12 protein-coding genes are annotated in these 14,209 nt (G+C 63.9%); 5 read left to right on the forward strand and 7 right to left on the reverse strand.

The window, feature by feature from the left end; genetic code table 11:
* Positions 1 to 19 precede the first annotated feature (19 nt).
* Both E3T43_RS05310 and E3T43_RS05315 read right to left on the reverse strand, forming a co-directional pair.
* A complete protein-coding gene (locus tag E3T43_RS05310; protein WP_134471619.1) occupies positions 20 to 835 on the reverse strand; it encodes a cytochrome c in 816 nt (271 codons plus the stop codon).
* Between the two features lie 37 nt (positions 836 to 872).
* The gene (locus tag E3T43_RS05315) at positions 873 to 1,502 is read right to left on the reverse strand and encodes a heme-copper oxidase subunit III (RefSeq protein ID WP_241978832.1); all 630 of its coding nucleotides are present in this window, start codon (positions 1,500 to 1,502) and stop codon (positions 873 to 875) included.
* 143 nt (positions 1,503 to 1,645) lie between these two features.
* Between E3T43_RS05315 and trpD the strand changes: the two genes are divergently transcribed.
* Complete coding sequence (gene trpD / locus E3T43_RS05320; RefSeq protein WP_134471620.1) at positions 1,646 to 2,698, forward strand: anthranilate phosphoribosyltransferase; 1,053 nt, start codon at positions 1,646 to 1,648, stop codon at positions 2,696 to 2,698.
* Between the two features lie 28 nt (positions 2,699 to 2,726).
* Here the strand turns inward: trpD and glpK are convergent, their stop codons facing one another.
* Positions 2,727 to 4,241 carry a glycerol kinase GlpK gene (glpK, locus tag E3T43_RS05325; RefSeq protein ID WP_134443958.1) on the reverse strand — a complete coding sequence of 505 codons (1,515 nt, stop codon included), beginning with the start codon at positions 4,239 to 4,241 and terminating at the stop codon, positions 2,727 to 2,729.
* 91 nt (positions 4,242 to 4,332) lie between these two features.
* Complete coding sequence (locus E3T43_RS05330; RefSeq protein WP_134471621.1) at positions 4,333 to 5,097, reverse strand: MIP/aquaporin family protein; 765 nt, start codon at positions 5,095 to 5,097, stop codon at positions 4,333 to 4,335.
* Between the two features lie 217 nt (positions 5,098 to 5,314).
* On the opposite strand from E3T43_RS05330, the gene dhaK reads away from it, so the two are divergent.
* The 4 genes from dhaK (at position 5,315) to E3T43_RS05350 (ending at position 7,997) form a co-directional block, all read left to right on the forward strand.
* Positions 5,315 to 6,316, forward strand: coding sequence for a dihydroxyacetone kinase subunit DhaK (gene dhaK, locus E3T43_RS05335; protein ID WP_134471787.1), 1,002 nt, complete (start codon positions 5,315 to 5,317; stop codon positions 6,314 to 6,316).
* Positions 6,317 to 6,328: 12 nt separating this feature from the next.
* The gene (gene dhaL, locus E3T43_RS05340; protein ID WP_134471622.1) at positions 6,329 to 6,994 is read left to right on the forward strand and encodes a dihydroxyacetone kinase subunit DhaL; all 666 of its coding nucleotides are present in this window, start codon (positions 6,329 to 6,331) and stop codon (positions 6,992 to 6,994) included.
* 2 nt (positions 6,995 to 6,996) lie between these two features.
* Positions 6,997 to 7,710: a dihydroxyacetone kinase phosphoryl donor subunit DhaM gene (dhaM, locus tag E3T43_RS05345; protein ID WP_241978833.1), complete on the forward strand. Its 714-nt coding sequence runs from the start codon at positions 6,997 to 6,999 to the stop codon at positions 7,708 to 7,710.
* 65 nt (positions 7,711 to 7,775) lie between these two features.
* Positions 7,776 to 7,997, forward strand: a complete 222-nt coding sequence (locus E3T43_RS05350) for a hypothetical protein (RefSeq protein ID WP_134471624.1) — start codon at positions 7,776 to 7,778, stop codon at positions 7,995 to 7,997.
* A 40-nt stretch (positions 7,998 to 8,037) separates the two neighbouring features.
* Here the strand turns inward: E3T43_RS05350 and E3T43_RS05355 are convergent, their stop codons facing one another.
* The 3 genes from E3T43_RS05355 to E3T43_RS05365 form a co-directional block, all read right to left on the reverse strand.
* Positions 8,038 to 8,259, reverse strand: coding sequence for a hypothetical protein (locus E3T43_RS05355; RefSeq protein WP_134471625.1), 222 nt, complete (start codon positions 8,257 to 8,259; stop codon positions 8,038 to 8,040).
* A gap of 593 nt (positions 8,260 to 8,852) precedes the next feature.
* Positions 8,853 to 11,483, reverse strand: a complete 2,631-nt coding sequence (locus E3T43_RS05360) for an AMP-binding protein (RefSeq protein WP_134471626.1) — start codon at positions 11,481 to 11,483, stop codon at positions 8,853 to 8,855.
* A gap of 341 nt (positions 11,484 to 11,824) precedes the next feature.
* Positions 11,825 to 14,209: an excinuclease ABC subunit UvrA gene (locus tag E3T43_RS05365; RefSeq protein WP_134471627.1), complete on the reverse strand. Its 2,385-nt coding sequence runs from the start codon at positions 14,207 to 14,209 to the stop codon at positions 11,825 to 11,827.

The raw sequence follows: 14,209 nt of genomic DNA on the forward strand, positions 1-14,209 counted from the left end.
CAAGACCGATTCCCGGTCATCAGTTGGATTTTGCGGTGATCCACACGGTCAGGGCCACGATTGCGCCCAGCCCGAAGATCCAGATGAAGAGGCCCTCAGCCACCGGCCCCAGGGAACCGAGTGCTAAGCCGCCCGGAGACGGGTTGTCCTCGACGTACTTGAGGTAGGTGATGATGTCGCGCTTATCTTCCGGCGTGATGTTCATGTCGTTGAAGACAGGCATGTTCTGCGGGCCGGTGATCATGGCCTCGTAGATGTGCTGCGCCGACACGTTCTCGATCGCGGGGGCGAACTTACCCTCGGTCAGGGCGCCGCCGGCGCCGGCCACGTTGTGGCACATCGCGCAGTTGATGCGGAACAGCTCTGCGCCGTTTGCCGCATCGCCAGCAGCAGCGTCGAGCAATTCAGCCGCTGGAATTGCGGGGCCGGGAGCCAGCGAAGCAACGTAGGCCGCGAGAGCTGCGATTTGCTCAGACGTGAACTGCACCGGCTTCTTCTGTGCCTGCGGGCCCTGCATCTGCATGGGCATCCGTCCGGTGCCGACCTGGAAGTCGACCGACGCTGCGCCGACTCCAATCAGGCTGGGGCCTTCTGTGGAGCCCTGGGCGCTCAGTCCATGGCAGGTGGCACAGTTTGCGGCGAAGAGCTTTTCGCCCTCAGCGATGGTCTGCTGGGAGGAAGCATCCGTTGTCGCAACGGCGGTGCTGGTACTGAAGGCCGCATAGGCACCTCCGGTGAACAGCAGTCCGATGGCGATGAGGGCAACGCTGGCGAGCGGGTGGCGACGTCCGGTTTTACTTGGTCGGCGTGCTCGAGTCTTTTTGATCGTGGTCATGCTGAAGTAGTCCGCTCCCGTTTCTCAGTAAGAACTTCTATTTAAGAACGTAGATGACCAGGAAGAGCCCGATCCAGACGACGTCGACGAAGTGCCAGTAGTACGAAACCACGATGGCGCTGGTGGCTTCCTTGTGTCCGAAGTTCTTGACCGCGAAACCGCGCCCAATAATCAGAAGGAAGGCGATCAGGCCTGCCGTCACGTGAATTCCGTGGAAGCCGGTCGTGATGTAGAAGGCTGACCCGTACGCGTTGGAGGAGAGTGAGATTCCCTCGGACACCAGCGTGGCGTATTCGAACACCTGGCCGGTGACGAAGATCGCGCCGAGGGCATAAGTGAGGAAGAACCACTCGACCATGCCCCACTCGCTCGGCTTCCAGCCGGTCGACCGGGCCTGCAGCCGCTCGGCGGCAAACACCCCGAACTGGCAGGTCACCGACGAAGACACCAACACGAGCGTGTTGATCAACGCAAAGGTGAAATTGTGCTTGTCCGCCTCGAAGAGCCAGAGCTCGGAAGAGGTCGAACGAAGTGTGAAGTAGATGGCGAAGAGCCCCGCGAAGAACATCACTTCGCTGCCCAACCACACAATGGTGCCCACAGCCACGCTGTTAGGCCGGTTCACAACGGGCGCACTCGCCGTCTGAGTAATTGAGGTGCTGGTCACCCCTCTATTATGGCTGATATTCCCCCAAGTTTTTCTCAATCTGCCATGCAAGTGACCTTTTATGCCCGATCGAGTGGTTCTTTTCCCGGCTGGTTTCGTTGTGAATTCGGGCGAGTCGGGCCCGTTCTCCTAAGATCGAAAACATGCTCGAATCCCAGACTTGGCCAAAGATTTTAGATTCCCTCCTGTCCGGTCGGGACCTGAGCGTGGCAGACGCCGCATGGAGCATGGAACGGATCATGCTCGGCGAGGCCAGCCCCTCCCAACTCGGAGCCTTCCTGGTCGCTTTGCGAGCCAAGGGAGAGACCGTCGATGAGATCGTCGGTTTTCGGGATGCCGTGCTGGAGCATGCCATTGAACTCCCCGTCAATCCGATGGCGCTCGACATCGTCGGAACCGGCGGCGACCAGTTCGGCACGGTCAACATTTCGACCATGGCATCGATCGTCTGTGCGGCGGCGGGCGTGCCGGTCGTCAAACACGGAAACCGGGCAGCCAGCTCAGCTTCGGGGTCGTCAGACGTACTCGGTGAACTCGGCATTGACCTGTCGCGAGACGCCGCTCGGGTAGCGCAGGTCTTTGAGGAGACCGGAATTACCTTCGCCTTTGCGGCGGCCTTTCACCCGGGCTTTAGGCACGCAGCCCTCACCCGGAGCGAATTGGGCATCCCCACCGTGTTCAACTACCTCGGCCCCCTGTGCAATCCGGCCAGGCCGGAAGCATCCGCTGTCGGAGTGGCGAACCTGGATCGGGTTCCCCTCTTCGTCGGCGTGTTTCAGACCCGCGGTGCCACCGCTCTTGTCTTTCGCGGTGACGACGGGCTCGACGAGCTGACCACGACCGGGCACAGCCACATTTGGGAGGTCTCCCGCGGCCTCGTGACCGAACATGACATTGACCCGCGTGACCTCGGCATTAAGCGGGCGCAGATCGGCGACCTGGTTGGTGGCTCCCCACGGCACAACGCCGATGTCGTGCATTCCGTGCTGGCCGGCAATCAGGGACCGATTCGGGACATCGTGCTGCTCAACGCCGCAGCCGGACTCGTCGCCTTCGATCTCGCCAAAGATCCCGCTCAGGTGCAGGTTGCGATTTTGGATCGTTTTCGCAGCAAGCTGGTCGTGGCCGCCGAAGCGATTGACTCCGGTGCGGCCACGGCCAAATTGTCGGCCTGGGTGGCGGCGACCCGGATCTGACCCCGGCCGCCGTACACTCGGTCGCCCGCTACAACACGTCCTCGTCGACCCAACCGAACGTCTTGGTGACGGCCTTCTTCCAGTTGCGCAGCTGACGGTTGCGTTCCTCGTCGTTCATCTGGGGCGTCCAGCGACTGTCCTCCTGCCAGTTGGTGCGCAGCTCGTCGAGCCCGCTCCAGAACCCGACGGCGAGACCGGCCGCGTACGCAGCGCCCAGGGCGGTCGTCTCGGCGACGACGGGACGCACCACGGGAACACCGAGAATATCGGCCTGGAACTGCATGAGCGTGTTGTTGGCGATCATGCCGCCGTCGACCTTGATCTCGGTCAGGGGAACGCCGGAGTCGGCATTGACCGCGTCGATGACTTCCCGGGTCTGGAACGCAGTCGCCTCAAGCGCTGCCCGGGCGATGTGCCCTTTATTGACGAACCGGGTCAGGCCGACCAGCGCGCCGCGGGCATCGGCTCGCCAGTAAGGCGCGAACAGGCCGGAGAACGCCGGCACGAAGTACGCACCGCCGTTGTCCTCGACCGTTTTGGCGAGATCCTCGATCTCGGCGGCGGAACTGATCATGCCGAGGTTGTCCCGCATCCACTGCACCAAGGAACCCGTGACCGCGATTGAGCCTTCCAGGGCATAGTGCGGTGCTGCATCGCCGAGCTTGTAGCCGAGCGTCGTGAGCAGCCCGTTCTTCGAGTGCACGATCTCGGTACCGGTATTGAAGATCAGAAAGTTGCCGGTGCCGTAGGTGTTCTTCGCCTCGCCCTGGTCGAAGGCCGCCTGACCAAAGGTTGCGGCTTGCTGGTCGCCGAGGATGCCGGCAACGGGAACTTCCCGCAGCAGGCTCGAGGTGTGGGCTGTTCCGTAAACCTCCGATGAGGAACGAATCGACGGGAGCATCGACCGGGGCACATCGAAGATGGCGAGGATCTCGTCGTCCCACTGCAGCGTTTCGAGGTCCATGAACAGGGTGCGACTCGCGTTGGTGACGTCGGTCGCGTGCACTCCGCCGTCGACACCGCCGGTGAGATTCCACAGTACCCAAGAGTCGGTGGTGCCGAACAGGAGGTCGCCGGCATCCGCTTTCGCGCGCGCGCCCTCGACGTTTTCGAGGATCCAGACGATCTTGGTGCCGGAAAAATAGGTGGCCAGCGGCAGGCCGACCTTCTGCTTGAAGCGCTCGACACCGCCGTCCGCGGCGAGGCGGTCGACAATGGGCTGGGTGCGGGTGTCCTGCCAGACGATGGCGTTGTACACCGGAATACCGGTGGTCTTGTCCCAGACGACGGCTGTTTCGCGCTGGTTGGTTATGCCGATGGCCTTGATATCGTGGCGGGTCAGATTGGCCTTGGACAGCGCCTGGCCAATAACCTCGCGGGTGTTGTCCCAGATTTCCTTCGGGTCGTGCTCGACCCACCCGGCCTGCGGAAAAATCTGCTCGTGCTCCAGCTGCCCGGTCGAGACAATCGATCCGGCCTTGTCGAAGATGATGGCGCGGGAACTGGTCGTTCCCTGGTCGATTGCGAGAATGTAGTCAGTCATTGGGATGTGTCCTCCTTGTGGGTGGTGCGCGAGGTACCGATAGGTGCTCCCGAACGCGTCGACTCCCGGAGGACCGACACGCTCGAGTGCGTTAGCTGACGAGGGGGAGCAGAGCCAGTGCAACCCAGCCGGCTAGCAGCCCGCCGATGATCGGGCCAACGACGGGTACCCAGGAATAGGCCCAGTCCGAGCTGCCCTTGCCCCGAATCGGCAGAATGAAGTGGGCGATGCGCGGGCCGAGGTCACGGGCGGGGTTGATGGCATACCCGGTTGGCCCACCGAGGGAGGCGCCAATGGCGATAACGAGGATGGCGACGGGAAGCGCGCCGAGAGCCGCCAGGCCGCCGCTGGCTCCCTGGCGATCACCGCCAAAGGCGATGACAACGAAGACCAGCACGAAGGTGCCGATAATTTCGGTTACCAGGTTCCAACCGTACGAGCGGATGGCCGGCCCGGTTGAGAAAACCCCGAGTTTGTTGGCCGGGTCGGGTTCGGCGTCGAAGTGCTGCTTATACGCGAGCCAGCAGGCGATGGCGCCGAGAATTGCGCCGATCATTTGGGCCCCAATGTAGGCCAGCACGGACAGGGCATTGACGGGAACGCCCATGCCGAATTCCTGGGCACCGTTCGCGACGAGACCCAGGGTAACGGCAGGATTGAGGTGCGCCCCCGAGCGGTAGGCCACGATGACGCCGGCGAACACCGCAAAGCCCCAGCCGATCGTCACCATGAGGAACCCACCGCCGAGCCCCTTGTTCTTGGCCAAAGCCACGTTGGCGACGACGCCTGTTCCGAGCAGAACCAGCATCGCTGTGCCCACAACTTCCGAGACGAAAACAGCTCCGATATTTTCCACGAGAACCTTCCTGATCAGGCCGGGGATGCCGAAGCTGCCCCTCTACGGTGAGCGGATGGCATCAACATAGCGCGCGGTGTCATCGAGGGGAATAGGCTGTTCGAGTTGGCCTCGACCCTTTCCGTGCGTGGTCGATGCTTGTAAGTTGATCGTGGGAAATTGCGCTTGGGGCGAAGCGTCCGATCAATCCGTGGCACCACCGAGTGAATGGCTGGTCATGAAGAAGCTCATCAACGATCCGAAGAACGTCGTCAACGAGGCCGTCGCCGGATTCGAGGCCGCGCACGCCGATATTGTGCGCGTCTCACCCGATCCGCTCTTCATTGTGAGAGCGGATGCCCCCGTGCGCGGCAAGGTGGGACTCGTCAGCGGCGGCGGCAGTGGACACGAACCTCTGCACGGCGGATTCGTGGGTGTCGGGATGCTCGATGCCGCCGTTCCCGGGCCGGTCTTTACTTCCCCGACGCCGGATCCCATCCTCGCCGCGACCCAAGCCGTGGATGGCGGAGTGGGGGTGCTGCACATCGTGAAGAACTACACCGGGGACGTGCTCAATTTCGAGACCGCAGCCGATCTCGCATCCGCTGAAGGAATTGAGGTTCGCACGGTCATCATCAATGATGACGTCGCGGTGAAGGACTCGCTCTATACCGCGGGACGCCGCGGTGTGGCCGGAACGGTGCTGGTCGAGAAGATCACCGGGGCCGCTGCTGAACGCGGCGATGACCTGGCTGCTGTCGTTGCCGTGGCCGAAAAGGTCAATTCTCGGGTACGCACGATGGGGGTGGCGTTGACGCCGTGCGTGGTGCCGCACGCCGGCGAGCCGAGCTTCGTGCTCGCTGACGACGAGGTCGAGATCGGCATCGGAATCCACGGTGAGCCCGGCCGGGAACGCATCAAGCTCGAGCCGGCCGATGCCATCGTCGACCGCCTGCTCATGCCCATTTTGGAGGACCTGCCGTTGGCCAGCGGCGACCAGGTGCTGCTGTTGGTCAACGGCATGGGCGGCACGCCGCTGGTGGAGCTGTACATCGTGTTCCGGCGCGCGGTCGAAGTACTGCGCGAGCGGGGCATCGCGGTGTCGCGTAGCCTCGTGGGCAACTACACGACGAGCCTCGAAATGGCGGGGGCGTCGATTTCCGTGCTGCAGCTGGATGCAGAGCTGACCGCCCTCTGGGATGCACCGGTGCAGACGGCCGCGCTACGGTGGGGACGATAGAAGGAGGCGCCGATGAGCCCGGACGCAAGAACAAACTCGGACCTGGATACCGCCTGGACCGTGCGGTGGATTCGGCGCAGCGCAGAGGTGTTGGCCGCCGAGCGCGCCGCGTTGAACACGCTCGATCGTGACATCGGCGACGGCGATCACGGCGAAAACATGGATCGCGGTTTTCAGGCGGTCCTGCCCAAACTCGACGGTCTGGCTGACGATGCGAACCCGAGTACCGTACTCAAGTTACTTGCCACCACTCTCATCTCCACCGTCGGCGGAGCCGCCGGGCCACTGTACGGCACCGCGTTTCTGAAGGCCGCCGGCGCAACTGCTGCCGTGGGCACTCTCGACGGTATGGCACTCGTCGCCCTCCTGACGGCGGCCAGGGACGGCATCGTCCTGCGCGGCAAGGCCGGGGCGGGGGACAAAACCATGATCGACGCCTGGAGCCCGGCCGTCGATGCGGCCCAGGCCGCGCAGTCGGCGGGCGGGAGCGCACCGGCCGTGCTGACAGCGGCAGCGGATGCCGCAGCGCGGGGCGCCCAGGACACCGAACCGCTCGTGGCGCGGAAGGGCCGAGCGAGCTACCTCGGTGAGCGGGCGATCGGTCACCGGGATCCGGGCGCACAGTCGACGGCGCTCCTGCTACGCGCCGCGGTCGACGCGACCCGGGTTACGGAGTGAGCGTGCCGGCATCCGCTGACCGGGTTGGCCTGGTTTTCGTCTCGCACAGCGCGAAGATCGCGGCGGGGCTGGTTGAACTAGCCCGTCAGATGGCACCGACCGTGCGCCTCGTCGCTGCCGGTGGCACCGACGAGGGCACAATCGGAACGAGCTTCGATTTGATCACGACGGCACTCGCCGAGGCGGATGGTGGCGCCGGTGTGGTGATTTTGTGCGATCTTGGCTCGGCCATTCTGACCGCGGAAACGGCCCGCGATTTTCTCGACCAGGCGAAGCAGGATCAGGTACGGATTGTGGATGCTCCGCTGGTCGAAGGTGGGGTTGCGGCGGCGGTCACCGCGGAAATCGGGGGAGACCTCGACGCCGTCGAGGCAGCCGCGCGCACGGCACTTCAGCCGGCCCACGCCGGCGAGCGTAGTGCCGATGCCGATGCCGGGACCGCAGATCCAGCCGAGGCTGGGGAGATCTCCCGCACCGTGATCCTAGTGAACAGGGACGGTCTGCACGCTCGTCCGGCGGCGGAATTCGTGAGCCTCGCGAGCACCTTCGCGGTGCCCCTCACGGTGAACGGCACGGACGCGACGAGCCTGCTCAGCATTATGTCGCTCGGACTGGCCCGGGGGAGTAGCGTGCACCTGGCCTCGACCGACCCCGCGGCCGGGCCCGCTATCAGCGCCCTCGCGGCCCTGCTGGAATCCGGATTCGGCGAGGCCTAGCTCGGCCTGCACGTTTCTCTTATCAGTTGCGTACCTTTTTGTCCAATCGGGCGTATCGTAATGGCATGATTCAGGACAGGAAAACCCCACGCGGTCCGGAACAGTGGGGTGCAACCGATTTCCGTTCGTGCCCGATCTGCGGTCATGCGATGCGTGAACACACCATCGACCACTCGTCGCGAAACACGGTGGTCAATTGTCCGGTGCCCCACCCCGGGGCCTGGGACCGTGACGCGTTCGAACCGGTCAATGAATTCGGCATGGTCATGCACCATGCGCGCGCCTGATCCGCAATTCTGATTGCGCGGCCAGCTCGCTGTCACTGCCTCAGCGCCGGCGAACGGATGCGGGAACTTCCGTTCCATCCGCCGTCAACGGTGAGGCAGATGGTGCGCGCCATCCGGTCACCACCGGGACCACTCCGGCCCAGACCGCGTGGCTTTCGCCATCGTCGACGACCTCGCTCGGTGCACCACTGCGCATCTTCATGCTCACCTCGGTGAGGGGCCTGCACAGCACGACGGCCGCTGCCAGTTCGCGGCGCGTCATCGGGCGCACCTCTTCACTTCGGCCGGGCATGAGCCGTTCGGAAAGAACGCGCAGCTCAACGGCGAGGGATATTTGGTCAGCACTCAGGGAGCGCCGACGCGCGTGGCCGTTCTGCTACACGGGGAAACCCTTGCGGCGCCAGCGCGACCGATGGTGAACGCGGGTCAGCAGCATCCGCTTGATGTGCTGGATTTGACACCAGGATACCCGTCGACCCGAAGATTGTCGGGGCGGGCCTGGACGGCCGCGTGGTGCCTGGCCGCCGCGAGACCCATTCCATAGACCGAACCACCCCTGCAGGGCACCGTGGCCCTGCGCGTGGAAATCGCCGACCACCTGAAGCATGCCAGAGGAGTGCGGTGCGAGGCCGAGGCCGAGGCCGAGGACATCGTCGCTACGGCTGGCACGAGTGAAGCACTCGGTCTCGTGGTCGTGGCGCTGCGGGAACACCTGGAGTCCGGTGCAGGAAAGGATTCCGCTCGAGTACCGCCTCTGGCTCGCGGCAACTCATGTCTTGGGAGCGAAATCTCCCGCTCCCCTCCGCTGCCCATCGATTCATGCTCGGTTGGCTCGATCCCTTGATGTCAAGCGGTTCAACTTCGGATTGCAAAGTGGTTTCGGCTCCTCAAGCCTGTGGTGGCAACGTGATTGAATGCTCGGCCGACCAGTCGATACAGATACCACGCCGCGACGCCGATGGCTAGTGACGAGACCATTCCGAACCAGGGGGCACTGGCCTCCCAAGTCGGGTAGACGACCCAGTGGGTGAGGTAGATGAACAGGGATGCGCTGGCCAGCAGTCGAACGGCCGGAACGAGGGCGCGCGGCATCCGCAGCCGTTCCATCCAGATCAGCAACAGTATTCCGGCCACCACAACTGCTTCGCGTGCTGGATCCCCGAAAAATCCGATCGTGGCGACGATCGCCGCTGACGATGCCACCACACGCTTCCAGTTATTGTCGGCCCGGGCGATGACCCAGCCGAGCACGAGAGACCAGAGCACGGTGAACGGGGTGTATCGTTCAATTCCTTCTGCCTCGATGCCGACGAGTGCGAATCGGGTCGTCACGGCTGCCGCGAACAGGGCGATCGGGAACGTCCACGGGTGCCGTCGTTCGAGGCGGTCGATCGGGCGAATTAGGAACATTGCCGCAAAACCGAGCATGGTCCAGACGGCGGCCTCGAGAAACCAGAAATGCCATTGCTCGTTCCACTTGCCGTCGCCGGGGACGAGGTGGTTGACCAGCAGCGCTGTGGTCCAGGTGTACTTGCCGGTGAGCACGGCGACGGCCCCTATCCACAGCGTGGCCGGAATCGCGATCTGGGCTGCGCTTCTGAGCAGGCGGCGAACGCGCGTGGCCCCCGCAACGTCGGCGAGCTGAAACCTGGCCAGGTTGTATCCGGCGACGGCGAGCAGCAGGTGCGCGCCGCCCTGCACAGTGATCAGGTCGGCATGGGTGCCGACGATCAGCACGATTGCGAGTGCGCGGAGAACGGCTGGAGTCTCGACCCGGGGAAAGCGGGCCTTCCACGCTCCGACTGTCGCCGCTCCACGCTTCGCCGTTTCGCCCACGGCCGTGCTGTCAGCCTGCGGGGGAGGGCCGTCGGCCGAGGACGCGAGGTTCCGGGCCGATTGTGCTGGCCAATCCCGCGGCAACGCGCCGAGGAGATCCTCCAGCCGTAGGGCCACCTCGACGTAGCTCAACGAATCCCCGCCGAGCCCGGCGAAAGTGTCGTCGATGGTCGCGTCTGGGCGCCCGAGGAGCACGATGAACAGGTTACGGATCATGTCGGAGGTTGCGACCTGCCCGGGGTTCGCTGCTGTCGACGTCTTCTGGGCGTCGATCATCTGGGCATAACGGACGAGCGAGGCAAGGTCGGGCTTGCCGCTGGCTGTGCGAGGAAACTCGCTAACCGTGTAGACGTGTATAGCGTGCGTGGGGATTCCGAGTAGCACAGCGGTGCGGGTTCGTGCCCTGTCGACGTACCGGGCCGCACGGATGAATACGAGCAAGCGTTCTCCGGTGCTTGCCGTTCGGGCTTCGATTCCTTCCTCGGCGAGGAGGCGTTGGACGGAATCGAGGTCGACCCGGAGTCCATACACTTTCACGAATCGGTTTAGCCGTCCGACGACCTCGAACATGCCGTCCTCGCGGTGCCGGGCGAGATCGCCGGTGCGAAGCTCGTGGACCGTGCGCCCCAATGCGAAGTCGGCCGGTGTCTCGGCGTAGCCGAGCATGACGTTGGGGCCTTCGTAGACGAGTTCGCCGACGTCCGCTCCCGCCTCGGCATCGATGCGCAGGTGACCTCCAGGAATGGGGCGGCCGATGCTGCCGGCGGCATGGTCGGCGAGCTCCGCGGGGACGTATGCCATCCGCGCAGTGGCCTCTGTCTGCCCGTACATCACGAAGAATTCGAACCCGCGACGCTCACCGAGGCGTGCGAAGCGGCGCACCGATTCTGGGGCGAGGCGGCCGCCGGCCTGGGTGAGGTAGCGGATGCTCGCTGGCAACCGATCCGTGAAATTGCCCGCCTCGAGAAGCTCGAAGGTGTAGGGCACGCCCGCGAAAGAAGTGATCCGATGCATCCCGGCCTCGTCCCAGAACGCTGCGTCGGCCACCGATCGCTCGGTGAGGACGACGCTCGCTCCCGACACGAGGTGGCTGTTCAGGACCGAGAGGCCGTAGCAGTAATGCATCGGCAGCGTGGTTGCTGCCCGGTCTGCAGGCGTGAGACGCAGGTACGCCGCAATGGCTTGTGCGTTGCTCAGCAGGTTTTGCCGGGACAACCGAACGAGCTTCGGCGACCCGGTGGACCCGGAGGTGCTCACCAGCATGGCTAGGTCGTCGGAGAAGCTGTGCGTGGATCCAGGCCGCATCTCCCGCAGGGACGGGCCGTCCCCGTCGCGGACAGCAATGACGTCAGGGTCGAACCGTTCAACCAGTGACGCGCGATGAGTCCGTGATGCTTCATCGTCACCCGGTGCGACCAGAAGCACCGGGTGGCCACCTTCCAGAGCTGCAAGGTAGGTAACGATCGGCTCGACGGCATTTGCTGCCTCCAGCATCACGAGTCGGCGGACACTACCAAGCTCGAGACGGCGTATGGCGACCATCCTGGCTAGCTGGGCGTAGCTGAGGTCTCCACTACCGGTGACGAATGCGACGTCGTCGTCTGAGCCATTAAGGAGGGTCAGTCGTGGTGCGGGCATGGTGAGGAGCACGAGAATACTTTCGAACGGTACGCAGGGGTTGGTTAGGTAAGGATATCCTACATAGTAGGAAACCGCACGGACCGCGGAAGTTCAACTCGCCACTGAACCCGTGTCCACAAACGGGGGCCAGACTAAAACAGTTGACCTCCAGCTGATGCGAACGTGGATCGTGCTGAGGACTCCTCTCCGTAATCGCGGACGGTATGCGGCGATGGTGGTTGCTTGAAACAATGACTCCTATCAAGTAGTACTTGACATAATGTGCATTATCAGTCACATGCCCGAGAGTGGTCGAGAGGGTTGTCCGGCCCGCCGAACTGCGGGCCGAACATCACTGCGGTAACGCCGGATCAGGCGCCGACGTAGGCTGCCAGGTGCTCGCCGGTCAGCGTCGAACGCCCGGCCACGAGATCGGCGGGCGTTCCCTCAAAGACGATTCGGCCGCCGTCGCGCCCGGCGCCGGGGCCCAGGTCGATGATCCAGTCGGCGTGCGCCATGACCGCCTGGTGGTGCTCAATCACGATGACGGACTTACCGGAGTCAACCAGCCGATCCAGCAGTCCGAGCAGATTCTCAACGTCGGCAAGGTGCAGGCCAGCGGTCGGCTCGTCCAGAACGTAGACATCGCCCTTGTCGGCCATTTGCGTGGCGAGCTTGAGCCGCTGCCGCTCACCGCCGGAGAGCGTCGGCAGCGGCTGGCCGAGGCTGAGGTATCCGAGGCCAACGTCGACGAGCCGGCAGAGAATTGCGTGCGCCGCCGGAATGCGTGACTCCCCCGCACCGAAGAACTGCTCGGCCTCGGTCACCGACATCGCCAGCACCTCACTGATGTCGCGCCCATTGAGGTGGTAGTCGAGGACGGATGCCTGAAACCGCTTGCCCTCGCAGACCTCACAGGGAATGGCGACACCCGCCATGATTCCCAGGTCGGTGTAGATGACGCCGGCGCCGTTGCAGTTGGGGCAGGCGCCCTCGGAATTGGAGCTGAACAACGACGGCTTCACGCCGTTGGCCTTCGCGAATGCCTTGCGGATCGGCTCGAGCATGCCGGTGTACGTCGCCGGGTTGCTGCGCCGCGACCCCTTGATCGTGCCCTGGTCGACGGTCACCACACCGTCCCGACCCGAGACCGATCCGGTGATCAGCGAACTCTTACCGGACCCGGCCACACCGGTGAGCACGGTCAACACACCGAGCGGAATGTCGACATTGACGTTCTGCAGGTTATGGGCGCTGGCGCCGCGAACCGGCAGGACACCCGACGGTGCACGCACGGTCGACTTGACGGCGGCCCGGTCATCCAGATGCCGACCGGTCAACGTGCCGCTGCTGCGAAGCCCGGCGAGAGAGCCCTCGAAGACCACCTCGCCGCCGTCCGAACCAGCACCCGGCCCGAGGTCGATGACGTGGTCGGCGATCGCGATCATCTCCGGCTTGTGCTCCACCACCAACACCGTGTTGCCCTTGTCGCGCAGCTGGACGAGAAGGGTGTTCATGCGCTGGATGTCGTGCGGGTGCAGTCCGATGGTCGGTTCGTCGAAGACATAGGTCACGTCGGTGAGTGAAGATCCGAGATGACGGATCATCTTGGTACGCTGCGACTCGCCGCCGGAGAGCGTGCCAGACGCCCGGTCCAGGGACAGGTAACCAAGCCCGATCTGCACGAAGGAGTTCAGCAGGAGCTCCAACGCGGTAAGCAGCGGCGCGACGGACGAGTCGTTCAGGCCACGAACCCACTCGGCGAGGTCGCTGATCTGCATCGCACAGGCATCCGCGATGCTGATTTCGTTGATCGTCGACGATCGCGCGCCCTCGTTCAGTCGGGTGCCGTTGCAGTCGGAGCAAACGGTGAAGGTCACCGCACGCTCCACGAACGCTCGAATGTGCGGCTGCAGCGAGTCAACATCCTTGGTGAGCATCGACTTTTGGATCTTGGGAATCAGGCCTTCGTAGGTGAGGTTGATGCCCTCGATCTTGATCTTGGTCGGCTCCTTGTGGAGGAGGTCGGCGAGTTCCTTCGTGGTGAAGTCCTTGATCGCTTTGTTGGGGTCGAAGAAGCCGCAGCCATTGAAGATACGTCCAAACCAGCCGTCCATGCTGTAGCCAGGGATGGTCAGTGCGCCCTCGTTCAGGGATTTGGTGTCGTCGTAGAGCGCGCGGAGGTCCATATCGGTGACCGATCCCCGACCCTCGCAGCGGGAACACATGCCCCCGATGATACTGAAGCTGCGGCGTTCCTTGACGGTCTGTCCCCCGCGTTCGATCGAAACGGCGCCCGCTCCAGTGATCGAGGCGACGTTGAACGAATACGCCTGGGGTGAGCCGAGGTACGGGTCGCCCAGTCGGCTGAACAGGATGCGCAGCAGGGCGTTGGCGTCGGTGGCGGTGCCGACGGTGGAGCGTGCGTTGGCCCCCATCCGCTCCTGGTCGACGATAATGGCCGTCGTCAGCCCGTCGAGCACATCGACGTCGGGCCTGGCCAGGGTCGGCATGAAGCCCTGCACGAAGGTGCTGTACGTTTCGTTGATCATGCGTTGCGACTCGGCAGCAATGGTGCCGAACACTAGTGAGCTCTTGCCCGAGCCGGACACGCCCGTGAACACGGTCAGCCGGCGCTTGGGAATCTCGACGCTGACGTTCTTGAGATTGTTTTCCCGAGCGCCCTGCACACGGATCAGGTCGTGGCTGTCTGCAACCTGCATCTCCGATTCCGGGTTCGCCGTGTTCGTGGTCAT

The organism is Cryobacterium sp. Hh7, from assembly GCF_004403155.1.
Lineage (GTDB): Bacteria > Actinomycetota > Actinomycetes > Actinomycetales > Microbacteriaceae > Cryobacterium > Cryobacterium levicorallinum.

What these genes read in the sequence shown, in the direction of transcription:
- E3T43_RS05310 (WP_134471619.1), bottom strand. Translation starts at nt 835, where the DNA reads ATGACCACGATCAAAAAGACTCGAGCACGCCGACCAAGTAAAACCGGA.
- trpD (WP_134471620.1), top strand. Translation starts at nt 1,646, where the DNA reads ATGCTCGAATCCCAGACTTGGCCAAAGATTTTAGATTCCCTCCTGTCC.
- glpK (WP_134443958.1), bottom strand. Translation starts at nt 4,241, where the DNA reads ATGACTGACTACATTCTCGCAATCGACCAGGGAACGACCAGTTCCCGC.
- dhaK (WP_134471787.1), top strand. Translation starts at nt 5,315, where the DNA reads ATGAAGAAGCTCATCAACGATCCGAAGAACGTCGTCAACGAGGCCGTC.
- dhaL (WP_134471622.1), top strand. Translation starts at nt 6,329, where the DNA reads ATGAGCCCGGACGCAAGAACAAACTCGGACCTGGATACCGCCTGGACC.
- E3T43_RS05350 (WP_134471624.1), top strand. Translation starts at nt 7,776, where the DNA reads ATGATTCAGGACAGGAAAACCCCACGCGGTCCGGAACAGTGGGGTGCA.
- E3T43_RS05355 (WP_134471625.1), bottom strand. Translation starts at nt 8,259, where the DNA reads ATGACGCGCCGCGAACTGGCAGCGGCCGTCGTGCTGTGCAGGCCCCTC.
- E3T43_RS05365 (WP_134471627.1), bottom strand. Translation starts at nt 14,209, where the DNA reads ATGACCACGAACACGGCGAACCCGGAATCGGAGATGCAGGTTGCAGAC.